Origin of the sequence: Klebsiella sp. GB_Kp047 (assembly GCF_040065235.1) — a bacterium.
GTDB lineage: Bacteria > Pseudomonadota > Gammaproteobacteria > Enterobacterales > Enterobacteriaceae > Klebsiella > Klebsiella quasipneumoniae.
Map to the genome: position 1 here is coordinate 487,706 of NZ_JBEAJG010000041.1, position 24,642 is coordinate 512,347.

A 24,642-nucleotide genomic window follows, 5' to 3' on the forward strand; every position below is an offset into this window, starting at 1 on the left:
TGAGAAACAGGACTCTTATGGAAAAGTTATCTTACGCATCTGAAAGTAGTACATCTCCATGGACCACCTACCTGCGCCAGATCGACCGTGTCGCGCCTTATCTCGCCGATCTTGCCTACTGGGTGGAAACCCTGCGCCATCCGAAGCGTGCGCTGATCGTCGACATCCCTGTGCAGATGGACGACGGCACCATTCGCCACTTCGAGGGCTATCGCGTTCAGCACAATCTTTCGCGTGGACCGGGTAAAGGTGGTGTTCGCTACCATCCGGATGTCGATCTTAACGAAGTCATGGCACTTTCTGCCTGGATGACCATTAAGTGCGCCGCGGTCAATATTCCTTACGGCGGAGCCAAAGGCGGCATCCGCGTCGACCCCTTCTCGCTGTCGGAAGGTGAACTGGAACGCCTGACTCGCCGCTACACCAGCGAAATCGGCATTATCATCGGGCCGCAGAAAGATATTCCGGCGCCGGACGTTGGCACCAACGGCAAAGTAATGGCGTGGATGATGGACACCTACTCCATGAACCATGGCACCACCATCACCGGCGTGGTCACCGGCAAACCGATCCACCTCGGCGGCTCCCTCGGTCGTGAAAAAGCCACCGGACGCGGCGTGTTCGTCACCGGCCGGGAAGTGGCCCGTCGCGCCGGCATCGAAATTGAAGGCGCTAAAGTGGCGCTGCAGGGCTTTGGTAACGTCGGTAGCGAAGCAGCGCGCCTGTTCGCCGGCGTCGGCGCCCGTATCGTGGTTATTCAGGATCACACCGCTACCCTGTACAACGAAGGCGGGATTGATATGGCCGCCCTCACCGCCTGGCAGGCGGAGAAAAAGCAGATCGCGGGTTTCCCGGGCGCCCAGGAGATTGATAAAGAGGCTTTCTGGACCACCCCAATGGACATCCTGATCCCGGCGGCGCTGGAAGGGCAAATCACCCGCGAGCGCGCTGAGAAGCTGACCTGCAAACTGGTGCTGGAAGGGGCCAACGGCCCAACCTATCCGGAAGCGGACGATGTGCTGGCCGAGCGCGGCGTGATCGTGGTGCCGGACGTTATCTGTAACGCCGGCGGGGTGACCGTCAGCTACTTTGAGTGGGTGCAGGACATGGCCAGCTTCTTCTGGAGCGAAGAGGAGATCAACGCCAAGATGGACCGCATCATGACCGACGCCATCATTCACGTCTGCGATAAAGCGGCCGAGAAAGAATGTACGCTGCGTACCGCCGCCTATATCGTGGCCTGCGAGCGCATCCTGATGGCGCGTAAAGACCGCGGCATCTACCCGGGCTGATCCCCGTCAGAAAGTGCACCAGGGGTGGCATTGCGCCGCCCCTTTTTTTTGCCGTCGCGCCGTCAGCCGACGGTGGACCACAGCACCGGCCATCCCCGATGCTGCGCCTCCGCCAGCAGACCCGGACAGGGATTCACCGCGCAGGGGTTGCCAACCACGGTGAGCAGCGGCAGATCCGAGATATGATCGCCAAAGGCGTAGCACGCCGCCAGCGGCTGGCCCTGTTCCTGCGCATAGCACTGAGCATGCGCCGCCTTGTGTTCGCCGATGGCGGTCCGCCAGAGCTCGCCGGTATAGCGGTCATCCACCACCACCGGCTCCGAGCACAGGGCATGTTCCACCCCCAGCGCCGCCATCGCCGGCCAGAGAATGTCGGTCATCGACCCGGAGACAAACACCACGTCATCCCCCCGCGCCTGATGCTGCCTGAGGCGCACCACCACCTCGTGGTGAAAACCATATCCGCCTTCGCGATACAGACGCTCGGCGACCGCCCGCACCCGGAGGCGCGACTCGTGGCGAAACAGCGAGTAATAGTAGCGGTTGATCGCTTCCCGCGGTTGACCCGCTTCGCTAAGCGCCTGAAGCTGGCGGACAATCGCCGCGGCCGTCAAACCGCACTGCAGCGGATATTCCTCGGCATAGCGGTGCAGAAACAGGAACATACTTTTGCCGGTTATCAGCGTTTCATCCACATCAAAAAAGGCGATGCTCATCCCCGTCCCCCTGCTCAATACTGACCAGATAATGTTGATGGCACTGCGCCGCCTGCTCGCACTCTTTGCGAGTGATGTAGTTAAGGTCATAGACGCTGAAGCTAAAGCCAACTTCCGCTTTGCGGGTGCCGGTCTGGTCAAACCCCACCGAGCATTCGCAGGTGAAGCGGCCATGGGCTGAACTTTTGCGTGATACTACGTTGAGGACGATGGTCACCGGCAGCGGAAAAACAAAGCAGGAAAAGGCCACATGCAGCGAGCTCAGGGTAAAGTACTTCTCCGCCATTGCCACGCCGGCCTCCGCCAGCAGGAATTTTTCCGAGGTGGCGATGATGGTCTGCCGCGCCGCCTCGATCAGCACCATCCCCTGAATATGTTGCCCGGTCTGGTGGTCGCAGAGTAACTCCGAGGCATCCTGCAGGATCAGGCGCGCGCAATAGTTATCCTCATCGCGTTTTTCCGGCGAGGTGATGAGGATATTCGCTTTTTTACGTTTATGTACCAGCCGCTGATGATCGCGGTTGTTTTGATAATAGAGATCCTGCAGATTGACGATCTGGCGGATTTTATCCGGATAGTGCTGACGAATAATGCAGATGGTGCGGGAGATGTCGTCGAGCTGTACCCCCTGACCAATAACGATTTTATCGACGCCGGCCAGCTCGCCGCTCCAGACAAATCGCTCAAACTCATTAACCGTCAGCACATTCTCATGCCGCCGGGCAAAATCGGTAAATTTCTCACCCACCACAATTAATTTTTCCATGGCGCTTGTCTCCTCAGATCGTTTTCACCAGTAACGCAATCCCCATCCCGCCGCCGATGCACAGCGACGCCAGGCCGGTCGGTTGATTCTCCCGGCGCAGCGCGTGCACCAGGCTGACCACAATCCGCGTCCCGGAACTGCCCAGCGGGTGACCGAGGGCGATCGCGCCGCCGTGGACGTTCAGGCGGGAAGTAATCTCCTCCTCCGTCATCTGATGCTCTCTGGCCAGTCCCTTGACCACCCCCAACACCTGCGCGGCAAAGGCTTCGTTAATCTCCAGCCGGGCCATATCGCTGAGCTGAAAACCACCGCGGCGCAGGGCGCACGCTATCGCCGGCAGTGGGCCGAGCCCCATCATGGACGGATCGACGCCGCCTTCGCCAAAGGAGACGATCTCCGCCAGCGGCTGCAGGCCATAGCGGGCAACGGCGCGCGCCGAAGCGAGGATCACCGACGCGGCGCCATCGTTCAGCCCGGAGGCGTTGCCCGCCGTGACGCTGCCGTCAGCGCGAAAAGCCGGTTTCAGCGCCGCCAGCTGCCCGGCGCTAAGATCATGGCGGATCGGCTCATCCTCGCGGACCGTGCTGACGCCCCGCTTCGCGCTTACCGTCACCGGCACAATCTCATCGGCAAAATAGCCGGCACGGCTGGCGGCGGAGGCTTTTTGATGGCTCTCCAGCGCATACCGGTCCTGCGCCGCGCGCGAGATCTGCTCCTGCGCGGCGATGGCCTCCGCCGTTTCCCCCATCGGGATCTGCAGCAGCGGATCGGTTAACCCGTCGCGCTGGATCACATCCTCACTGCTGAATGCGCCGAATTTCATCCCGCCCCTTATCTCTCCCTGCAGCAAAAACGGCGCCTGACTCATATTTTCCATTCCGCCGGCGACCACCAGGTCGGCATAACCGCTCTGGATATGGATCGCCCCTTCGGTCATGCTTTTCATGCCGCTACCGCAGATCATATTCAGGGTGTAAGCCGGCGTTTGCACCGGGATCCCTGCCCGCAGCGCAACCTGACGCGCCGGTCCCATTCCCTGCCCGGCGGCGAGGACGCAGCCGCAGATCACCTCATCGATCCACGCCGGGTCAATGCCGGCCTGCTGCAGGTTGTGCCTGACGGTGAGCGCTGCCAGCTCCACCGCGGAGACCGTTTTCAGGGCGCCAAGAAAGCGCCCCACCGGCGTACGGCAGGCCGCGACGATATAGACTTTGTTCATGATTATTCCATTACGTAGAGCGAGGAAAGATACTGCCGCGTCCCGGCTTCGCTGCCGGTAAAGCCCACATAGCCATCGGGATTAACCACCGCGTAGTCATCGGGACCGATCTGTAGCGCCTCAAGAAACGCCTTGTCCGCCGGTTCGAGGGAGCAGAACATAAACCAGCCGGCCTGCTTCAGGCGGGACAAAGGAGGACAGGCGGCGCGGGCGGAAATGATCACCACCTTACCGCTGGCGAAGGCGTCATAGCTGTTGCGAAACGTCGCCTGCGGGGAGGCAAAAACGTACCAGGGAACATGGTGCCCTGCCAGGCCCTCCGTCTCCTGCGCCTGCGTCGCGGTGAAACCGGCGTACTGCAGCGGCAGCTGGTGACGATAGTAGTGACGGTTGCAAAACTCCGGAAAGTAGACCCCATCGATATGATTTCTCGGCACCAGACCGGCGATCAGGCCAGTATCATGGTCGGTGGAGCGCAGCACACCGCTCACCGCGGCGAAGCGCTGGGTGCGATAGGACGCCGGCAGTCGGTCAGTGGCCACGCCGTGCAGACAGAAAGCCAGCTTCCAGGCGAGGTTCACCGCATCCTGGACGCCGGTGTTCATCCCCTGCCCGCCAATGGGACTGAACAGGTGGAAGGCATCTCCCGCCAGCATAATATGGTGCTGCAGATTGTCATCGGCGATGCGGTTATAGAAATTGGCGCTGGAGGACCAGGTGAGCCTCTGCGCCGGCGGCACCTGAGGGCAGTAGCGCGCCAGCGCGGCGTTAATCTCCTGCAGGTCCGGCACCGGACGCGGCGACGGCAAGCGCCCGGCTTTTTTAATCACAATCCTGACCTGATTGTCCGGCATGGGCAGGAAAATCAGAAAGCCTTGCTCATCAATATGGTAGGAGGTCCCCGGGAGCGCCGCCGCTGGGTCGAACTGCACATCCGCCATCACAAAATGCAGCGGATAGTCATGACCGCTAAAGCCGATCCCGGCCAGCTCCCGGACGGTGCTGGCCGCGCCGTCGGCGCCGATAATATAGTCATAAGCGGCGGAACAGGCCCGACGGGCATCGTCGAGCAGGGAGACGTGATAGCGCTCCCCCTCCCGGCGCCAGGAGACCAGCTGGTGCCCGCGTCTCACCTGCCGCCCGGCGGCGGCTAATGCCGTTTCGAGGATCTTCTCCGTCCGCGGCTGCGGGATACTGACATGGAAGGGATAGCAGGTGGCGAGTCGGCGGTTATCAATATGCAGAAATTTGCGGTTTTTATAGTAAGCGTAGACTGACTGCACCTGTTTTCCCTGGGCGATCAGTTCCCCGGCAAGGCCTAAGCCGTGGAAGGCTTTAATGGTCGCCGGACTGACGCTCAGCGCTTTGGACCAGGTGGTGCTGTGGGTATTTTTATCAATGATATCAAAATCAATTCCATACTTATTCAGATAGCAGCCAATGATTAACCCTACCGGGCCGGCGCCAACAATGAGTACTTTTTTCACGATCGAGCCTCTCTGTATGCCCCATGTGGGGCATACGCGTGTTGCCTGGGTGCAGGGTGATTAAGGATAGATATCATCGGCCAGACGACGATCGCCGGCGACATTGCAGATATGCCAGTAGGGGTATGGTTTCTCTTTCTCGCTCACGCTGTTGAGGATCGCCGTCTCCTCGTCGCTCAGCGTCCAGTTCAGCGCCGCCAGGTTATCTTCCAGTTGGGCCAGTTTGGTCGCGCCGATCACCAGCGAAGCGATCCCCGGACGGGTACGCAGCCAGTTGAGCGCCACCTGCGCGACGCTGGCGTTGCGCTGGCGGGCAATCTCCTGCATCACCTCCAGGGTCTGCCAGGCCTGCTCGCGGTTGGCGATCGGCGCGGATTCGAACGGCGTGGCGTTCGCCAGGCGACTACCTTCGGGAAACGCCTGATTGCGCGGGTATTTGCCGGTGAGAAAGCCCCCGGCCAGCGGGCTCCAGACGGTGATGCCGACGTTCTGATCGACGCTGAGCGGGATAATCTCATGCTCCAGTTCACGCGCGGCGATATTGTAATAGCCCTGATAGACGCAGAATTTCTCCAGCCCAAGGCGCTCCGAGATCCCCAGCGCCTTCGCCAGCTGCCAGGCCGCGTAGTTGGAGACCCCGATATAGCGAATTTTCCCGGCGCGGATCAGGGTATCCAGCGTGCGCAGGGTATCCTCCAGTGCGGTGCGCGGATCGAACCCGTGAAGGTGATAGATATCGATATAATCGGTCTTCAGCCGCTGCAGGCTGGCCTCGACGGCATTGATGATATGGTAGCGCGACGCCCCCAGCGCATTCGGGTTGGGGTCGGTTTGCCAGCGCCCTTTCGTGCCGATAATCACCTGCTGGCGTTTTCCCTTCAGCGCGTTGCCGAGCAGCTCTTCGCCCTGGCCGTTCTTATAACAGTCCGCGGTATCAAAAAAGTTAATCCCGGCGTCCAGCGCTTTGTACACCAGATCGTAGGCCGTCTGCTCAGGCACCACGCCGAATTCCGACCAGTTGCGCCCCGGCGCGCCGAGAAAGGCCCCTTTCTCACCAAACGTCATGGCGCCGAAACAGAGCTCCGAAACCGACAGCCCGGTGGAACCTAAATACCGATACTTCATGCTTGACTTCCTTTTAAAGGTGACAACGTCACACTAGCGATAACCAATCCGCTGGCGGTCAGGCAAGCACCGGCCAGAGGAATGTGAGATAGAGAGACGCCAGAGGCGAGCAGCAGCCCGCCAAACCAGGCGCCGCCGGCATTGCCGAGGTTAAAGGCGGCGATATTGCACGAGGAGACCATGCTTTTACCGCTCTCACTGCTGTCCAGCGCCTGCATCTGCAGCGGCGGAATGGTGGAGAACATCGCCGCCCCCAGCAAAAACACCGCCGCGCAGGCACCAGGCAGCGTCTGAATAGCCAACGGGAAAAGGCACAGGACGACGCTCAGCAAAGCGAGAGTCAGCAGCAGCGCCCGGCGGACGCCGCCGTCGGTCAGTCGGCCGCCAAGATGATTCCCGGCGACCATCCCAACGCCGAACAGCATCAGCACCGGCGGAATAAGGTGTTCGCTCATCCCGGTGACGGTTTTCAGCATCGGCGCGATGTAGGTGAAGGCGGCGAAGACGCCGGAGAACCCGAGGGCAGTGATCAGCAGGCTGCGCAGCACCGCGGGATGGCGGAGCACCTTTAGCTCATCACGGATCCGGCTCTGGGCCGACGGTTGCGCCTGACGGCCAGGCACCAGGGCAATGACTGCCAGGGCGGAGAGAACGCCGATCAGCGTGACCATATAGAAGGTATAGCGCCAGCCAAGGTACTGCCCCACCCAGGCGCCGAGCGGCACGCCCAGAATATTGGCCAGGGTGGCGCCGAGAAACACGGCGGAGACCGCCGAAGCTCGTTTATCTACCGGCGCCAGCTCCGCGGCATAGACTGAGCTTATTCCGAAAAACGAAGCGTGAGCGAAAGCGGTTATTACCCTGGCAATAATTAGCATGGTCATATTACCGGCGATCGCGCAGCCTAAATTTCCAATGGAAAATAAGATCATCAAAAATAACAGCGCCGGTTTTTTGCGATAACGGCTTAATAGCGGCGTAAGCAGCGGCGCGCCAATCACCACCCCACAGGCATAAGCGGTAATAGACCAGGCGGCAAGGGTAATGGATATATGAAAATCATGGGCCACATCGAGTAATAAACCCATAATCACAAATTCGGTGGTGCCAATACCAAATGAACCCACGGAAAGCGCATACACCGCCGCAGGCAATCCCGCCGGACGGGAAACAGCAATAGTCATAAGTTACCTTATCTCCCGCCAGAACGGCGGGAGGAACGTATTCAGGAGATTATTTATCGATTAAATTAAAGTCGCCCTGGTTATAGCGTAAGCCGGCGACGTTTTCGGCAGCGAAAATATGATCGATGGTGAGAATATCTTCAGGCGAGAGCATAATATCGGCCGCAGCGGCATTATCGCGCAGGTGATTGATTTTTCGTGCCCCGGGGATCGGCACGATATCTTCGCCTTTGCTCATCACCCAGGCGAGAGCCATCTGCGCCAGGGTGGCATCGTAGCGGCCGGCGACCTGCTGCAGATGGTCGAGCAACTGCTGGTTTTTGCGCATGGTTTCGGCCTGGAAGCGCGGCAGATTGCGACGAAAATCATCGGCAGCGAAGAGGCTGGGGTCGGTGATTTTGCCTGTCAGGAAGCCGCGCCCCAGCGGGCTGTAAGGGACAAAGCCCACCCCCAGCTCGCGGCAGGCCTTGAGGATGCCGCCCTCCGGCTCACGGGTCCACAGCGAGTATTCCGTCTGCACCGCGGTAATCGGATGCACCTTGCAGGCCCGGCGCAGCGTCTGGGCTGACACTTCCGACAGCCCGATGTGGCGAATTTTACCCTCTTTAACCAGGTCGGCCATGGTGCCCACCACCTCTTCCACCGGCACCGCGGGATCGACGCGGTGCTGATAGAGCAGATCGATGGTCTCGATATTCAGCCGCTTCAGCGACCCTTCCACCGCCTCACGAATATGTTCCGGACGGCTGTCGACGCCGGCCATCCGCTCCAGCCCCTGGCCGGTCGGCAGAATACGAAAGCCAAATTTGGTGGCAATCTGCACCTTATCGCGGATGCCTTTAATCGCTTTCCCGACAAGGACTTCATTGTCAAATGGCCCATACACTTCGGCGGAATCGAGGAAGGTCACGCCCATGTCCACTGCGGCATGGATGGTATTTATCGCCTGCGACTCCTCAGCGCCGCCATAGGCAAAACTCATTCCCATACACCCGAGACCCAATGCGGAAACCTGGAACTTCTCTTTTCCGAGATAACGTGTTTTCACCTTATTTTCCTTACGTGCTGAATGTTATTAAATATATACTTCCCTTTTACATTGATAACAATTAATCTATTCCGAACGCGGTGTTAGCTGGAAATTAACAATGAAAACGTTGCCTGATTTGCAACAAATTGAAATATTAATACTCATAGTGAAACATGGTAGTTTTCGACAAGCTGCCAGAGCATTAAATCTTTCACCGCCGGCCCTCACCAGCGCTATTAATCATCTGGAAGAAAAATTAGGCGTGCGCCTGCTCAATCGCTCGACGCGCAGTTTGTCTTTAACCGCCGTGGGTGAGGAATTTCTTAATAATATGACGCCGGTGGTTAATGATTATCGCCGGGTAGTCGACAGTCTGAATTATCACCGTCTGACCCCGGAAGGGGTGGTGAAAGTCAATTTACCGCGCATTGTTCTCGACCTTTTCTTTCAGCGCTATTTTATTGCTTTTAAAACCGCCTATCCTGACGTGACGCTGGAGCTGTTTACCACCGATCGGAAAGTGAATATTATCGAGTCCGGTTTTGACGCTGGCATTCGTTATTCCCGGGATGTGCCCAAAGATATGATTGCCATCCCCTTTGGCGAGAAACTGTCGCTGATCCCGGTAGCCAGCCCGGACTATCTCCGCCAGGCCGGAGCGCCCGACACCCCGCAGTCGCTGATCAATTTTCGCTGTATCAACCGATGTTTTCCCAGCGGCGAAAAGTATCGGTGGGAGTTTATCAGCCCCGACGGCGAGCCAGGCGAAGTCGCAGTCAAAGGCGATCTGGTCGTCGATTCCGATACGGCGATGATCCAGGCGGCGGAGAGCGGACTGGGGATCGCCTTTGTCTATCAGTCGCTGGTCTCCGCGCAACTGAACGCCGGCAGCCTGAGCCGCTTATTGCCCAGCTACCGCTACCCGGCGGATCATTTCTGCGTCTACTATCCGAGTCGCAAACATATTCCCGCGCCCCTGCGCGCTTTTATCACCTGGGTGATGGCGCAGAATAAGAGCATCCTCCATGAGTAAATGGCCTGAGGGGGTATCCTCCTGTTCGCTACAATAAACGCACACACCGTTAACCCTTATTTATCCTTTCCCTTGAATTTCGTCGGTCGTCAGGCATAAACTCGTTAGAGCTCTAACGATTTTGGCAGACGACCTATGGACCATCGACAGCTAAACTTCTCCCATCTTTTATATCTGACCGCCCATCACTGGCGGCTGGCGGTTAATCGTCGGCTGAAAAACCTCGGCCTCAGCCAGGCCAGCTGGGTAGCGGTCGCCGCTATCGCCCGTCATCACCAGCCGCTGTCGCAAAGCGAACTGGCGCAGGAGCTGGGAGTGGAGAGCGCGACCATTGTGCCGCTGATCAACCGCCTGGTGACCCTCGGCCTGGTGGAGCGCGTCACCACCGACCGCGATAAACGCAAGCGGCTGCTGGTGGTCACCGACCAGGGGCAGGCCCTCTTCGAGCAGGTCAAAACGGTGGCGGACGATCTGCGTGAAGAGATCCTGACGGCGATTACTCCGCAGGAGCGGGAACAAACTCAGCGGGTGCTGGAAAAGCTGTTGCGCGAAGTGGAGAAGAAATAATGCCCCGTCGTCAGAGTAACCCTTACGCCCCCCATGACTGGGCGCCGCATGAAAAACCGGCCCTGCTCGGCTCGCCATCGACGCCGCTGCACAGCCCGGCGAAGCGCCTGGCCTACGGGGTGGTCGGGCTGCTGGTGTGCCTCACCGGCGCGCTGGGCAACGCGGTAGTCACCGCCAATCTGCAGCTGCTGCAGGGCACCTTCGCCGCCTGGTCGACGGAGATCGCCTGGCTGCCGGCGGTGTATGTCATGACCAACGTCTCCATCAACCTGCTGCTGGTGAAATTTCGTCAACAGTTCGGGCTGCGCGCCTTTACCGAAGGCTTTCTGGTGCTCTATGTGCTGGTCACCTTCTTCCACCTGTTCGTCAACGATCTCAGCTCGGCGATGATGGTCCGCGCCGCCCACGGCATGGTGGCCGCGGCGCTCAGCTCGCTGGGGATCTACTATCAGGTGCAGGCCTGGCCCGCACGCCACCGCCTTAAAGGGCTGACCATCGGTATCACTGGCTCGTCGCTGGCCATTCCGCTGGCGCGCCTCTTTTCCACCGAGCTGCTGCAGACCGACGAATGGCGCGGGCTCTACTTCTTTGAACTGGGGCTGGCGCTGGTGTCGCTGGCCTGCGTCATCGCGCTGAAGCTGCCGCCGAGCGATCGTAAAAAGGTGTTCGAGAAGAAGGATTTTATCACCTTCTTCCTGCTGGCCCCCGGCATGGCGCTGGTGTGCGCGGTGCTGTCGCTGGGGCGGCTCGAGTGGTGGTTCGAAGCGCCGTGGATCGGCTGGTCGCTGGCGGCGGCGGTGGTGCTGATCGTCGCTGCCATCGCCTTCGAGCATAACCGCAGCAATCCCCTGCTCAATACCAAATGGCTCTCCAGCGGCAGTATCCTGCGCCTCGGTCTGATTATGCTGCTGATCCGCATCGTGCTGGCGGAGCAGAATACCGGGGTGATCGGCTGGCTGCAGTACGTTGGCCTGCAAAACGAACAGATGACCAACCTTGCGTGGTCAATTTTCGCCGGCATTCTGTGCGGGATCATTGCCAGCTGCCTGACGCTTAACCCGCAGAAGCTCTACTGGCCGACCGCCACCGCCCTGGCGCTGATCATGGTGGCCTCGCTGCTCGACAGTCAGTCCAACGCCCTCACCCGCCCGGAACAACTGATGTTCAGCCAGTTTTTGCTTGGCTTCGGCAGCGCCTTCTTTCTGGCGCCGGCGATGCTCGCCGGTATTGGCGGGGTGTTCGCCGATCCGCGCAACCTGGTCAGCTTCTCGGTGCTGTTCGGCATGAGCCAGAACATCGGCGGCCTGCTGGGATCGGCGATCCTCGGTACTTTCCAGACCTGGCGGGAGAAATTTCACTCCAGTCAGCTGGCGGATCAGATCACCACCCTCAACCCGCTGATCGTCGAGCGCCTGCAGCAGTACAGCCAGATGTACCAGAGCCAGATCGGCGACAGCACGCTGCTTAACGTCCAGGCCACGACGCTCCTGCAAAACGCCGCGACGCTGCAGGCCAATATTCTCGCCTGGAATGATACCTATCTGCTGACGGCGGCGATCTCCGCCGGGACGTTAGTGTGGGTTTTCTGGCGCTTAATTCGCTTACGACTGACCGCCCGTATCGCTTTAAAACGCGCCACTGGCAGCAAATAATTATCATCATTTCATCTCTGGAGTCGTTATGAGTCAGCAGGATGCGGCCAAACAACAGGCCAATACCCGAAACAACATTCGCGTGGTCTCCATTTTTACCGCCGCGGCGATAGGCCTCGTCGGCGTACTGGTGATCCTCTATGCCTGGCAGCTACCGCCGTTCACCCGGCATAGCCAGTTTACCGACAACGCCTACGTGCGCGGGCAGACCACCTTTATCAGCCCACAGGTCAACGGCTACATCACTGCCGTCAACGTCAAGGATTTCGCCATCGTTCAGCCGGGCGAGGTACTGTTCCAGATAGACGATCGCATCTATAAACAGCGGGTGCACCAGGCCCAGGCCACCCTGGCGATGAAGGAGGCGGCGCTGCGCAACAACCTGCAGCAGCGCAAAAGCGCCGAGGCGACGATCGCCAAAAACGAAGCCGCGCTGCAAAACGCCCGCGCGCAGAATCTGAAAATCCAGGCCGATTTAAAAAGGGTGCAGGAACTGACCGCCGATGGCTCGCTGTCGATCCGCGAGCGTGATTCCGCCCGCGCCAGCGCCGCCCAGGGGGCAGCGGATATTGAACAGGCGAAAGCGGCGCTGGAGATGTCGCGCCAGGATCTCGAATCGACCATCGTCAATCGCGATTCGCTGGAGGCCGACGTGGCCAGCGCCAAAGCCGCCCTCGAACTGGCGCAGATTGACCTGCAGAATACGCAGATCATCGCCCCCACCGGCGGCCAGCTGGGGCAGATTTCGGTGCGTCTTGGCGCTTACGTCAGCGCCGGAACCCATCTGACTTCGCTGGTCCCGCCGCAGCACTGGGTGATCGCCAACCTGAAAGAGACCCAGCTGGCCGATGTGCGTATCGGCCAGCCGGTTACCTTCACCGTTGACGCGCTCAACGGCGAGACCTTCCACGGCAAGGTGCAGAGTATCTCCCCGGCGACCGGGGTGGAGTTCAGCGCTATTTCGCCGGACAACGCTACCGGCAACTTCGTCAAGATCGCCCAGCGCATCCCGGTGCGCATCACGGTTAACGAGGGGCAGCGCAACAGCGAGCGCCTGCGCCCCGGCATGTCGGTGCAGGTGACCATTGATACCCGCGCGGAGAAGCAGCCATGATCCGCCCGGTCACCCTTGTCATCGTCCTGGCGCTGGTCGGCTGTCAGTCCGCCGATGTCCAGCGCGCGCAGCCGACCCTGACCATCCCTGCCGCCTGGCGGGCCGACGTTGGCCCTGCCAGCCCGGTGGAAGGCGTATGGTGGCGCAATTTTCATGACAGTGCGCTGAATCAGTATGTCGACCGGGCGCTGCGCTATAACAGCGATGTGCTGATCGCCCGCGAGCGGGTCAATGAGTATCAGGCGCGGGCGTATGCCGCCGACAGCAGCCTTTTTCCCTCGCTGGATGCCAGCCTGACCGGCACCCGCGCCCGCGCGCAGTCCGCCGCCACCGGCCTGCCGATCCACAGCACGCTGTACAAAGGCGGCCTGACCGCCAGCTATGATGTCGATATCTGGGGCGCGAACCGCAGCGCGGCCAGCGCCGCCGGGGCCAGCCTCGAGGCGCAGAAAGCCGCTGCCGCCGCGGCCAATTTGAGCGTCGCCACCTCGGTGGCCGTGGGCTACGTGACGCTGCTGTCGCTGGATGAGCAGCTGCGGGTCACGCAGCAGACGCTCCAATCACGGGAAGACGCCTGGCGGCTGGCCAAACGTCAGTTTGAAACCGGGTATACCTCGCGCCTTGAGCTGATGCAGGCGGATTCGGAGCTGCGCTCAACGCGGGCGCAGATCCCGCCGCTGCAGCACCAGATTGCGCAGCAGGAAAACGCCCTCAGCGTGCTGCTGGGGGATAACCCCGGCGCGGTAAAACGCGGCGAATTCGCCGGGCTCACCCCGCTGCGTCTGCCCTCGCAGTTGCCGTCCACCCTACTCAACCGCCGCCCAGATATCGTACAGGCCCAGCGTCAGCTGGTAGCCGCCGATGCCACCCTGGCCTCGTCGCAGGCGCAGCTGCTGCCGTCTATCAACCTGACCGCCACCGGCAGCCTGCAGGACCGGACGCTGCCGGATCTGCTCGACGATCCGCTGCGACTGTGGAGCATTGGCGGTAGCATCCTGGCGCCGCTGCTTAACCGCCAGGCGTTAAACGCCCAGGTGGATGTCTCCATGGCCCAGCGCAACCAGGCGCTGTACAGCTATGAGAAAACGGTGCGCGGCGCGTTCAAAGAGGTCAATGACAGCCTTGACGCCATTAGCCGCTACGGCGAACAGTTGACCGAGCTGCAGGGACAGGTGGCGGTAGCGGAGGAAACATTGCGCATTGCGCAGAATCGCTACCGTAACGGCTACTCTTCGTATCTGGATGTGCTTGATGCCCAGCGAACGCTGTTCTCCACCCAGCTTAGCGTGGTCCAGGTGAAGAATAACCTGCTGCTGGCGCAGATCGATCTGTACCGGGCGCTGGGAGGCGGCTGGATGAACGCGTGAAAGCCTGCGCGCGTCGGTCCGCCACCGTCCGGAGCGCGGAAGCCAGTATTCAGGCCGGGATAGCGTTGCGCCACCCGTCCACTACTACCACCAGGGAGTTAATCTATGCAACAACAGTGGTCTGCTGTCGATAATTACATGATTTCTTCGCTTATTCCTGATGATGACGTGCTGAGACAGGTTCTGGAAAACAACAAACGCGCCGGGCTACCTGAACATGATGTTGCGGCCAATCAGGGGCAATTTCTGGCGCTGTTGGTGCGCATGACCCAGGCGCGGCGGATCCTTGAAATTGGCACGCTCGGCGCCTATAGCGCCATCTGGATGGCGCGTGCGCTGCCCGCCGACGGAAAGCTGATTACCCTCGAGGCCGACCCGACGCATGCGGGGGTGGCGCGCCAGAATATCCGCCTCGCCGGGCTAAACGAGCGCATTGAGCTTATTGAAGGACCCGCGCTGAACACGCTGGAAAATTTGGCGAACACGCCGCCATTCGACCTGATCTTTATTGATGCCGATAAACCTAATAATCCTCACTATCTGGAGTGGGCGCTGCACTATTCCCGCCCCGGGACGCTGATCGTGGGCGATAACGTGGTGCGCGATGGCGAGGTGATTAATGGGCAAAGCGATGACGCGCGTGTGCAGGGCGTGCGTCGGTTTATCGAGATGATCGGCGATAACCCGCGGCTCACCGCCACCGCGCTGCAGACGGTGGGCATTAAGGGATGGGATGGCTTTACGCTGGCGCTGGTGAATGGCTGAGATCCGGGCGGCCTGATGCCCTCACCCCGGCCCTCTCCCCCAGAGAGAGGGAGAAACCCCGCTCTCCTGCCCGGCAGCACCAGCCTGCATGAACCTATGCTGCCGGGCCCGCAGGGCTTTCTGCCGCGGAGGATCATCGAGGATAATAGGTATACTGGTAGTGCAGAGACTGATCTTTCATTGCCCCTGCTGCAGGCTGCTCGCCATACTCCGCGGTACAGTTCCCCTGGTGATCCCACCCTAAACAACGGGCCTGGCGTGCTCCACTATACGTTGAGGTCGTTTCCCGGGATATCCAGCGCCCTTTTTCATCCCAACGCAGCGTCGAGGTGGAGTCCGAGTCAGCCATGCGGCTAAGGCGCCCATCCGTATAGCGGTAATCGACAGCAAGCATGACCATCATACCGCCGTTGACCGTTTTACGGACCAGGCGGTGCCGGTCGTCATACTGATAGGTGGTCGTATGCAGGACTTTGGGCGGTTGCTGCGTCGCGGACACATTTTCGGCGCGCACAATCCGCCCGAGAGAATCGGTATAAAACTGTTCGCGCATCACCATCTTGCTGATATTTCCCGTCGCGCTCCGGGTCTGCCGGATATATTCCCGCATCCATCCTTTATCATTTCGCCAGCGAACATTATCTCTGACGATCGTTGCGCCATGTGCGGTGTTAAGGTCTTTTGCCCGCTCATAGCTTGCCAGCCGGCGGCATCGCGCGAAACGAAGGGCGCCATATTCGTTATTCTGGCTGCCGACGATTTGCACGCTCTGCACTTCGCCGTTCAGCGGCGGAAGGGAGGTCAAAATAAAAAAGTTCGCATCGTTGATCGCCCGCTGTGTTTCATCGCAGGAGGAAGCGTCAACGAAGGGTTTACACGCGGGCATCACAAGGATAGCCAGCGCCAGCATGAGGAATTTGTCCATATCAAGAAGGGTAAAAATAGACTCCGTGTTCTGGTTTTCCTGCGAAACGAGGCTAAAAATACGCGAAGACGGCCGATGACCCAAGCCGGCAGGTCGATTTTCAGATTCCGTTCATTTTTCATTCGGCGGGGAAGCATCAGGGCGGGGAGATAATCGGGTACGGCTTCGCGACCGCCCCCGGGTTTCCCCTGCCCGGCAAGCACTGCGCCGCCGGGCAGGGAAAAGGGTGGGATTACGGCGTCACCTGCTCCATCGCCTGCAGGACACGCTTGTCCGAGATGGGGTACGGGGTCCCCAGCTGCTGGGCGAAGAAGCTCACCCGCAGCTCCTCGATCATCCAGCGGATCTCCCGGACATCGTCGTCCTCACGGCGGTTCGGCGGTAGCTTATTCAGCCACTGCTGCCACGCCTGCTGCACGCTCTCAATTTTCAGCATCTGCGCGCGGTCGCGGTGCGGATCGATAGCCATCTTCTCCAGGCGCTTTTCAATCGCCTGCAGGTAGCGCAGCGTATCGCCAAGACGACGGAAGCCGTTGCTGGTGACAAAGCCGCGGTAAACCAGCCCCGCCATCTGCGCTTTGATGTCCGACAGCCCCAGCGCCATGGTCATATCCACCCGGCCTTTCAGCCGTTTGTTGATATTGAACACCGCAGTGAGGATCTGCTCGACCTGTTTGGCGATCTCTACCACCGTCTCGTTGAGCTCGGCGCGAACTTTATCGTGCAGCTGGTTGAAGCCCTCTTCCGTCCATACCGGACCGCCCGCCTCGTCGATAAGCTTATCCACGCCGCAGGAGATGCAGTCGTCAATCAGATCCAGCACTTTGCCGTACGGGTTGAAATAGAGCCCGAGCTTGGCTTTGTTCGGCAGTTTCTCGTGCAGATACTTAATCGGCGACGGAATGTTAAGCAGCAGCAGGCGACGCAGACCGCGCCACATGGCCTGCTGCTGTTCCTGTGGATTATCAAACAGCTTGATGGCCACGCTGTCGCGCTCGTCCACCAGCGCCGGCCAGGCTTTCACCTTATAGTTGCCGCGCTTCTGTTCATAGCTTTCCGCCAGGGTGCCAAAGCTCCAGATATGCAGCCCGCTCTGCTCGATGCCATCATCAGCGACCGCCGACAGCGTCTCCTGAACTTTGCCCTTCAGCGCCTCTTTCAGCGCCTGCAGCGAGCGCCCTTCCTGCAGCTTCTTGTTTTTATCATCCACCACCCGGAAAGTGATTTTCAGGTGATCGGGCACCTGATCCCACTGCCAGGCTTCGCGGTCGATGGTCACGCCGGTCATCTTACGCAGCTCGCGCTCCAGGGAATCGAGCAGCGGCAGCTCAAGCGGCGTCGCCCGGCCAAGAAACGCTTCCGCATAGTTGGGAGCCGGGACAAAATTGCGCCGCACCGGCTTCGGCAGCGATTTTATCAGCGCGATAATCAGCTCACGACGCAGGCCGGGGATCTGCCATTCAAACCCAGCCTCCTCCACCTGGTTCAGCAGCGGCAGCGGAATATGCACCGTCACGCCGTCGGCGTCGGCGCCCGGCTCAAACTGATAGCTAAGCCGCAGCTTAAGGTTGCCCTGATGCCAGAAGTTCGGATAGTCCAGCTTGCTAACCTGCTCCGCCCCTTCCTTAATCAGCATGCTCTTCTCAAAGTTGAGCAGATCCGGCGTCTCTTTGCTGGCCTGCTTCCACCAGCTGTCGAAGTGGCGGGCGGAGATGACGTCGTGGCTGATGCGCTGGTCGTAGAATTCGAACAGGGTCTCGTCGTCCACCAAAATGTCGCGGCGGCGCGACTTATGCTCCAGCTCTTCGATTTCCGCCCGCAGCTTCAGGTTCTCCCGGAAGAAGGCGTGGCGCGTTTGCCAGTCGCCCTCCACCAGCGCGTGGCGGATAAACAGCTCGCGGCACAGCGCCGGATCGATCTGGCTGTAGTTGACCTTACGCGCGCCCACGATCGGCAGGCCGTAGACGGTGACCTTTTCCGTCGCCATCACCGCGCCCTGCGCCCGCTCCCAGTGCGGCTCGCTATATGAGCGTTTGATCAGGTGCTGCGCTACCGGCTCCACCCACTCCGGCTCAATGCGGGCGGCAATGCGGCCCCACAGCCGGCTGGTCTCCACCAGTTCCGCCACCATCGTCCACTTCGGCGGCTTTTTAAACAGACCGGACCCCGGGAAAATGGAAAAGCGGGCGTTGCGCGCCCCGGTAAACTCCTGTTTATCGGCATCCTTCATGCCGATGTGCGACAGCAGACCGGTCAGCAGCGCGGTATGGATCTCGCGATATTCCGCTGGCTCGCTGTTGATCGGCAGGCCAAGCTCCTTCACCACCTGGCGCAGCTGGGTATAGATATCCTGCCACTCGCGCACGCGCAGATAGTTCAGATAATCGACCCGGCACTGACGGCGGAACTGATTCGACGACAGGGCTTTCTGCTGTTCGCCGAGATAGTTCCACAGGTTCACAAAGGCGAGGAAGTCAGACTCTTTATCGTGAAAGCGGCGGTGTTTTTCGTCAGAGGCCTGCTGTTTGTCCATCGGCCGCTCGCGCGGATCCTGAATCGACAGCGCGGAGGTGATGATCATCGCTTCTCGCACGCAGCCGTGCTTCTGCGCCTCCAGCACCATCCGCGCCAGACGCGGGTCTACCGGCAACTGGCTAAGCTGACGGCCCATCGGGGTCAGCTTGTAGGCGGTGGCCTGCTCATCGGTGGTGATGGCGCCCAGCTCTTCCAGCAGGCGCACGCCGTCCTGAATGTTGCGCTTATCCGGCGCTTCAACGAACGGGAAGGCGGCGATATCGCCTAAGCCCAGGGCGGTCATCTGCAGGATGACCGACGCCAGGTTGGTGCGCAGAATTTCCGGATCGGTAAATTCCGGGCGCGACAGGAAATCGTCTTCTGAATAAAGACGAATACAGATCCCTTCCGAGACGCGACCGCAGCGGCCTTTACGCTGGTTGGCGGACGCCTGGGAAACTGGCTCGATCGGCAGGCGCTGCACCTTGGTGCGGTAGCTGTAGCGGCTGATACGGGCGGTACCGGGATCGATAACGTACTTAATGCCCGGTACGGTCAGCGAGGTTTCCGCCACGTTGGTCGCCAGCACGATGCGTCGTCCACTGTGCGGCTGGAAGACGCGGTTCTGCTCGCTGTTGGACAAGCGAGCGTACAGCGGCAGCACTTCGGTATGGCGCAGATCCAGCTTATTCAGCGCATCGGCGGTATCGCGAATCTCCCGCTCGCCGCTCATAAAGATCAGAATATCGCCGGGTCCTTCGCGCCCGAGCTCATCGACGGCATCAAAGATCGCCTGCAGCTGATCGCGCTCGGTATCGTCCGCCTCTTCCACTATCGGCCGATAGCGCACTTCCACCGGGTAAGTCCGCCCGGAGACTTCGATAATCGGCGCATTATTGAAATGCTTTGAGAAACGTTCCGGGTCGATGGTCGCCGAGGTGATGATGATTTTCAGGTCAGGACGGCGCGGCAGCAGCTCTTTCAGATAGCCGAGCAGGAAGTCAATGTTCAGGCTGCGCTCGTGCGCTTCATCGATAATGATGGTGTCGTACTGCATCAGCAGGCGATCCTGCTGGATCTCCGCCAGCAGAATACCGTCGGTCATCAGCTTGACCATGGTGTTGTCGCTGACGTGATCGCTAAAGCGGACCTTATAGCCGATACAGCCGCCCGGCTCCGTTTGCAGCTCCTCGGCGATACGGTTGGCCACGGTTCGCGCGGCCAGACGGCGCGGCTGGGTATGGCCGATTAGCCCTTTCAGCCCGCGGCCCAGCTCCATGCAGATTTTTGGCAGCTGGGTGGTTTTACCCGAACCGGTCTCCCCGGCGACAATCACCACCTGGTGATCGCGTACCGCCTCGAGAATTTCTTGTTTTTTCTGGCTAACCGGCAGATTTTCCGGATAGGTGATGGCCGGACGCGCCGCTTCGCGCAGCAGGACTTTACTGGCTGCCTGGCTTATCTCCTGCGCCATCTCCTGAAGGATGGCCTGTTGCGATTCAGGATTTTTAACCTTCTTCACGCCGTGCAGACGGCGGGCAAAGCGCGTTTTGTCGCGCAGCATCAGGCCGTCGAGCTGTTGATAAAGCTGGGGGAAGGTGATTTTTTGTTGTTCTGTCATAGCGTTATCGGGCAGAGCTCTGCCGGGAAAATCTCTTTTGAAGTATTGCCTTAGAGTACCACATCTGCGCCACTCATGCCTTGTTCAAAAAATCTGAACTTAGGATTCGATATATTGCGCTATCTCTGTGGCGCGATTGTGAATACAGTGTCATCAAGCACCAGGGCACTGACCCGTCAATCACATTAAAAAAGGAAACACCCATGAGCAAAGTATTAGTTCTGAAATCCAGTATTCTGGCAGGGTACTCACAATCTGGTCAGCTTTCCGACTATTTTGTTGAACAATGGCAGGAAAAACACCCGGGCGACGAGATCACCGTGCGTGACCTGGCCGCTAATCCGATCCCGGTTCTGGATGGTGAACTAGTTGGCGCCCTGCGTCCGAGCGACGCGCCGCTGACTCCGCGTCAGCAGGAAGCGCTGGCCCTTTCCGACGAGCTGATCGCTGAACTGAAAGGCAACGATGTGATTGTTATCGCTGCGCCGATGTACAACTTCAACATCCCGACGCAGTTGAAAAACTATTTCGACCTGGTGGCTCGCGCCGGCGTGACCTTCCGCTACACCGAAAAAGGGCCGGAAGGTCTGGTGACCGGTAAACGCGCGGTCGTCGTGACCAGCCGCGGCGGTATCCATAAAGATACCCCGACCGACCTGGTCACCCCGTACCTGTCCACCTTCCTCGGCTTCATCGGCATCACCGACGTGAACTTCGTGTTCGCCGAAGGTATCGCTTACGGCCCGGAAGTCGCGGCCAAAGCGCAGTCTGACGCGAAAGCGGCCATCGACAGCGTGGTTGCAGCCTAATAGTTAACTCCTCTCGCTTCCTGCGGGAGGAGATTTTTGCTTTTTCTCGTAGCGCAAATACCCCACCACGCCTCCGCCGCCATCTTTTGGATGATTCACGCCGTCGTTGACTTCCACGCAAGGAAAATCGAAAGGTGAAACGCCGTCAATGCAGGCCACATTCACCCCATACTGCTGTGGGTTTGATCGCCGTTGATGAAAGGTGTAGATCCCGCATACCGAGCAGAAAAAGTGCACGGCTTCCCCTGTATTAAAGCGATACTCTGTGAGCTTATCCCTGCCGCGTACCACATCGATTCCTGAACGCGGCGAAGAGACCGCGACCGCCCCACGCATTCGACAATATGAACAGTTACAGCGCCGAACGGTGTTGAAGCCGTCGCTGAGCTCAACGGTAAAGGCCACCGCACCGCAGTGACAGTGAGCGGATAATTTCTCTGCCATTATATTTACCCCTCAGGTGGAGGATTTTGGCCGCAGGTTTTCATCAAACTCCAGCCGCTTACGCCCGTCTTCCACTTCCCGTAATGGCTCAACCTGGTGCAGCGTCTGCTTACAGCGTTCCACCAGCACCTGGTATTCACGGGTACCGTGCTTTTTCCACGCCAGCTCCTGTTCGCTCAGGGCGCGAATCGCTTTTGCCGGGCTGCCGATAATCAGATGGTTGGCGGGCATCTCGGCGTTGGCTTTGACGAAGGCCGAGGCGCCGACAATGCTGTTTTCGCCGATAGTCGCCCCGTCGATAATCACCGCGCTCATGCCCACCAGCGCGTTGCGGCCAATTACGCAGCCGTGCAGAATAGCGCCGTGGCCGATATGACCCTCCTCTTCCACCACCGTATCCTGGCCTGGGAAGCCGTGCATCACGCAGTTGTCCTGTATATTGGCCCCGTCTTTGACCACGATGCGGCCAAAATCGCCGCGCAGGCTGGCGTTGGGCCCAACATAGACCCCTTTACCGAGGATCACGTCGCCAATCAACACCGCGGTCGGGTGGACGTAACTCTCCTCCGGCACCACCGGGGTCAGTCCATCAATCTGATAAATCGGCATGCAACCTCCTTATGCGCCCGGCAAACCGCCAAAGCGCTGATAATAGAGCGGGCCCGGCGCGGGAAGCTCGCCAACCGAGCTTTCACCTTTCTCGCTGACGAACGCCAGCGCGCCGGGACTCACCCGTTGGTAAATATTGATACATAGCTGGCGGGCGGTTTGCCCCGCCCAGTGCGCCGGCAGCAGCTCTTCCGGCAGCAGCGGATCTTTGAGCACCACCCGGCGATAGAAATGAATCAGCAGGAGCTGGATCTGAAAGCTGCGCTCCGGCGTTAACTCTGCGGGGTCGCAGTCACGGAGCAGCGGCAGTATCGGCCGGAATAGCGAGATGAACGATTCATACATCTCGTTTTGTTCGGTGAGATGCCAGCACTCCTCTACCCGGCTGCGCAGCGCCGCCCGGGAGAGCGCCAGCGGCGAGTGGGCTTCAAAACAGATGACGTTTTCGGCGACGCCTGCTTCGTGGAGCAGCGACTGGACATCCGCCAGCTTTTGCGACGGCGAGGCTAACAGGCTCGGCGCCAGCGCGCCAAATCCCTGCCACAGCAGCTGCTTTTTGACGTCGGCCAGCACATTTTTTTCCAGGCCTTCCGAGAGCAACAGCAGCCAGGTACCATCCCATTCCGGGGCGTTCGCGCGATAAATTTTATGTTCCGCACGACGGGTCAGGCGCAGCCCTTTGTCGCTCAGACGATAGAAGCTGCGGCGGCCGATACGGACGACATCAAGCCACTCTTCTTTATTGAGGCGAAACAGCGCGGTGCGGACGAAGCGCTCGCCGAAGCCTAATCCTTCCAGCAGCGCCGCGACGCTGCCCAGCCACACTTCCCCACCGCGTTGTAATAAGGCGTCGCCATACAGCGAGGCGATCAATGACGTGCCGCTGATCGGCGTCGCCGTCACGGCTTGTTGAATAAAGGCGTCGAGTTTACTCATCTGATTCATGCTGTTGTTATATTTTTCCTTTATGAATCATAGCACAGGAATTTCCCCGGCTGAGGGCGTAAAGGCCTCAGCCGGGCTAACCGCGTAGCCCCGGTCAGCGCAGCGCCACAGGGGAGAGGTTTAACCGCTGACAACCGCTTTACGCAGATCAAATACCCGACAGGCTTTGCCTTCAGAGCGCGGAATGCTGCCGCAGTTGACGATAGTGATATCGGTGGAGATCCCGACCATCGACTTGATGCGGTGGCGCAACTGGTGACAAATCTGGCAGCGCTGCTCGTGACTCAGCGCCAGCCCGCTCTCTTTCAGCTCCACGCGCACCGCCAGCGAATCAAGATGGCCGCGGCGATTGACCTCCAGCTGGTAGTGCGGCGCCAGATGTTCAAACTTAAGGATCTCCTCTTCCAGCTGCGACGGGAAGACGTTAACCCCGCGGATGATCAGCATATCGTCGCTGCGTCCGCTGATGCGGTCCATACGGCGCATGGTGCGGGCGGTGCCCGGCAGCAGGCGCGTCAGATCGCGGGTACGATAGCGGATCACCGGCAGCGCCTCTTTGGTCAACGTGGTGAACAGCAGTTCGCCGTGTTCGCCATCGGCCAGCGGCGTGCCGTCGTCCGGGTTAACGATTTCCGGGAAGAAGTGGTCTTCCCAGATGGTCGGGCCGTCAACAGTCTCCAGACACTCCATCGCCACCCCCGGGCCCATCACCTCCGACAGACCGTATATGTCCAGGGCGGTGATCCCCAGCCGGCGCTCGATCTCCGCGCGCATCGCCAGGGTCCACGGCTCGGCGCCAAAGACGCCGACGCGTAATGAACAGCCGCGGGCATCGCCGTCCATCTGGCGCTCCAGCTCTTCAATCAGATTCAGACAGTAGGACGGCGTCACCATGATCATATCCGGCTTGAAATCACGGATCAGCTGCGCCTGTTTTTCGGTCTGTCCGCCGGACATCGGGATCACCGTCGCGCCTAAGCGTTCCGCGCCGTAGTGCGCGCCAAGGCCGCCGGTGAACAGGCCATAGCCGTAGGCGACGTGAATTTTATCTTTCGCCGTGCCGCCGGCGGCGCGCAGCGAACGGGCGACGATATTGGCCCAGTTATCAATATCGTTCTGCGTGTAGCCCACCACCGTCGGTTTGCCGGTGGTCCCGGAAGAGGCGTGAATGCGCACCACCTGCTCCATCGGCACCGCGAAGGTATCGAAGGGATAGTTGTCGCGCAGATCCTGTTTGGTGGTGCACGGGAATTTGGTCAGGTCGCTCAGTTCGCGAAAGTCGTCAGGGTGCACGCCGGCGGCGTCGAATTTGCGACGATACATCGGCACATTGTTATACGCATGATTCAGGGTCCACTTCAGCCGTTGGGTTTGCAGGGCCTGCAGCTCATCACGCGAGGCGGTTTCAATCGGATCTAATTTTGTAGTAGTTATCATTGTAGGGTACTCGCAGGTAAA

The 24,642-nt window shown here is 59.7% G+C and carries 21 protein-coding genes; 8 read left to right on the plus strand and 13 right to left on the minus strand.

What is annotated here, in order from left to right; translation table 11 throughout:
• Positions 1 to 17 precede the first annotated feature (17 nt).
• Complete coding sequence (locus ABLV76_RS22910; protein WP_348878493.1) at positions 18 to 1,292, plus strand: Glu/Leu/Phe/Val dehydrogenase; 1,275 nt, start codon at positions 18 to 20, stop codon at positions 1,290 to 1,292.
• Positions 1,293 to 1,354: 62 nt separating this feature from the next.
• Here ABLV76_RS22910 and ABLV76_RS22915 read toward each other — a convergent pair whose 3' ends face one another.
• Genes ABLV76_RS22915 through ABLV76_RS22945 form a run of 7 tightly spaced genes read right to left on the minus strand, consistent with a single transcriptional unit; the run spans position 1,355 to position 8,837 of the window.
• Complete coding sequence (locus tag ABLV76_RS22915; protein ID WP_348878494.1) at positions 1,355 to 2,008, minus strand: HAD-IB family hydrolase; 654 nt, start codon at positions 2,006 to 2,008, stop codon at positions 1,355 to 1,357.
• Positions 1,989 to 2,774 (minus strand): AfsA-related hotdog domain-containing protein, encoded by a 786-nt coding sequence (locus ABLV76_RS22920; protein ID WP_135683123.1) that lies wholly within the window; start codon positions 2,772 to 2,774, stop codon positions 1,989 to 1,991. Before ABLV76_RS22920 ends, ABLV76_RS22915 begins: the two co-directional genes overlap by 20 nt.
• Positions 2,775 to 2,787: 13 nt before the next feature.
• Complete coding sequence (locus ABLV76_RS22925; RefSeq protein ID WP_135683122.1) at positions 2,788 to 3,993, minus strand: acetyl-CoA C-acyltransferase; 1,206 nt, start codon at positions 3,991 to 3,993, stop codon at positions 2,788 to 2,790.
• A gap of 2 nt (positions 3,994 to 3,995) precedes the next feature.
• Entirely contained in the window at positions 3,996 to 5,480 is a 1,485-nt protein-coding gene (locus tag ABLV76_RS22930) for an FAD-dependent monooxygenase (protein ID WP_348878495.1), read from the minus strand.
• A gap of 60 nt (positions 5,481 to 5,540) precedes the next feature.
• Positions 5,541 to 6,605 (minus strand): aldo/keto reductase, encoded by a 1,065-nt coding sequence (locus tag ABLV76_RS22935; RefSeq protein ID WP_023289473.1) that lies wholly within the window; start codon positions 6,603 to 6,605, stop codon positions 5,541 to 5,543.
• Positions 6,602 to 7,789 (minus strand): MFS transporter, encoded by a 1,188-nt coding sequence (locus tag ABLV76_RS22940; RefSeq protein ID WP_017898721.1) that lies wholly within the window; start codon positions 7,787 to 7,789, stop codon positions 6,602 to 6,604. Before ABLV76_RS22940 ends, ABLV76_RS22935 begins: the two co-directional genes overlap by 4 nt.
• A gap of 49 nt (positions 7,790 to 7,838) precedes the next feature.
• Complete coding sequence (locus ABLV76_RS22945) at positions 7,839 to 8,837, minus strand: aldo/keto reductase (RefSeq protein ID WP_017898722.1); 999 nt, start codon at positions 8,835 to 8,837, stop codon at positions 7,839 to 7,841.
• Positions 8,838 to 8,937: 100 nt separating this feature from the next.
• Here ABLV76_RS22945 and ABLV76_RS22950 point away from each other — a divergent pair, with 100 nt between their 5' ends.
• The 6 genes from ABLV76_RS22950 (at position 8,938) to ABLV76_RS22975 (ending at position 15,317) form a co-directional block, all read left to right on the plus strand.
• Entirely contained in the window at positions 8,938 to 9,852 is a 915-nt protein-coding gene (locus ABLV76_RS22950) for a LysR family transcriptional regulator (RefSeq protein ID WP_323088472.1), read from the plus strand.
• 135 nt (positions 9,853 to 9,987) lie between these two features.
• Positions 9,988 to 10,419, plus strand: a complete 432-nt coding sequence (locus tag ABLV76_RS22955; protein WP_004204063.1) for a MarR family transcriptional regulator — start codon at positions 9,988 to 9,990, stop codon at positions 10,417 to 10,419.
• Positions 10,419 to 12,071 (plus strand): MFS transporter, encoded by a 1,653-nt coding sequence (locus tag ABLV76_RS22960; protein ID WP_017898724.1) that lies wholly within the window; start codon positions 10,419 to 10,421, stop codon positions 12,069 to 12,071. Before ABLV76_RS22955 ends, ABLV76_RS22960 begins: the two co-directional genes overlap by 1 nt.
• A 28-nt stretch (positions 12,072 to 12,099) precedes the next feature.
• Positions 12,100 to 13,185: an HlyD family secretion protein gene (locus tag ABLV76_RS22965; protein WP_004204059.1), complete on the plus strand. Its 1,086-nt coding sequence runs from the start codon at positions 12,100 to 12,102 to the stop codon at positions 13,183 to 13,185.
• Complete coding sequence (locus tag ABLV76_RS22970; protein ID WP_060655736.1) at positions 13,182 to 14,552, plus strand: efflux transporter outer membrane subunit; 1,371 nt, start codon at positions 13,182 to 13,184, stop codon at positions 14,550 to 14,552. Before ABLV76_RS22965 ends, ABLV76_RS22970 begins: the two co-directional genes overlap by 4 nt.
• Positions 14,553 to 14,657: 105 nt before the next feature.
• Entirely contained in the window at positions 14,658 to 15,317 is a 660-nt protein-coding gene (locus ABLV76_RS22975) for an O-methyltransferase (RefSeq protein WP_017898725.1), read from the plus strand.
• A 133-nt stretch (positions 15,318 to 15,450) separates the two neighbouring features.
• Here the strand turns inward: ABLV76_RS22975 and ABLV76_RS22980 are convergent, their stop codons facing one another.
• Together ABLV76_RS22980 and hrpA are read right to left on the minus strand one after the other, a co-directional pair.
• Positions 15,451 to 16,227 carry a hypothetical protein gene (locus tag ABLV76_RS22980; protein ID WP_348878496.1) on the minus strand — a complete coding sequence of 259 codons (777 nt, stop codon included), beginning with the start codon at positions 16,225 to 16,227 and terminating at the stop codon, positions 15,451 to 15,453.
• A gap of 247 nt (positions 16,228 to 16,474) precedes the next feature.
• A complete protein-coding gene (gene hrpA, locus ABLV76_RS22985; protein ID WP_348878497.1) occupies positions 16,475 to 20,377 on the minus strand; it encodes an ATP-dependent RNA helicase HrpA in 3,903 nt (1,300 codons plus the stop codon).
• A 203-nt stretch (positions 20,378 to 20,580) separates the two neighbouring features.
• Here hrpA and azoR point away from each other — a divergent pair, with 203 nt between their 5' ends.
• Positions 20,581 to 21,186 carry an FMN-dependent NADH-azoreductase gene (gene azoR, locus ABLV76_RS22990; protein WP_002902889.1) on the plus strand — a complete coding sequence of 202 codons (606 nt, stop codon included), beginning with the start codon at positions 20,581 to 20,583 and terminating at the stop codon, positions 21,184 to 21,186.
• Between the two features lie 3 nt (positions 21,187 to 21,189).
• Here azoR and ABLV76_RS22995 read toward each other — a convergent pair whose 3' ends face one another.
• From ABLV76_RS22995 to paaK, 4 genes are all read right to left on the minus strand, one after another.
• A complete protein-coding gene (locus ABLV76_RS22995) occupies positions 21,190 to 21,633 on the minus strand; it encodes a GFA family protein (RefSeq protein WP_025999094.1) in 444 nt (147 codons plus the stop codon).
• 9 nt (positions 21,634 to 21,642) lie between these two features.
• Positions 21,643 to 22,239: a phenylacetic acid degradation protein PaaY gene (gene paaY / locus ABLV76_RS23000; protein WP_023318114.1), complete on the minus strand. Its 597-nt coding sequence runs from the start codon at positions 22,237 to 22,239 to the stop codon at positions 21,643 to 21,645.
• 9 nt (positions 22,240 to 22,248) lie between these two features.
• Entirely contained in the window at positions 22,249 to 23,175 is a 927-nt protein-coding gene (paaX, locus tag ABLV76_RS23005) for a phenylacetic acid degradation operon negative regulatory protein PaaX (protein WP_025999095.1), read from the minus strand.
• A 129-nt stretch (positions 23,176 to 23,304) separates the two neighbouring features.
• Positions 23,305 to 24,621 carry a phenylacetate--CoA ligase PaaK gene (paaK, locus tag ABLV76_RS23010; RefSeq protein ID WP_004204046.1) on the minus strand — a complete coding sequence of 439 codons (1,317 nt, stop codon included), beginning with the start codon at positions 24,619 to 24,621 and terminating at the stop codon, positions 23,305 to 23,307.
• Between the last annotated feature and the right edge of the window lie 21 nt (positions 24,622 to 24,642).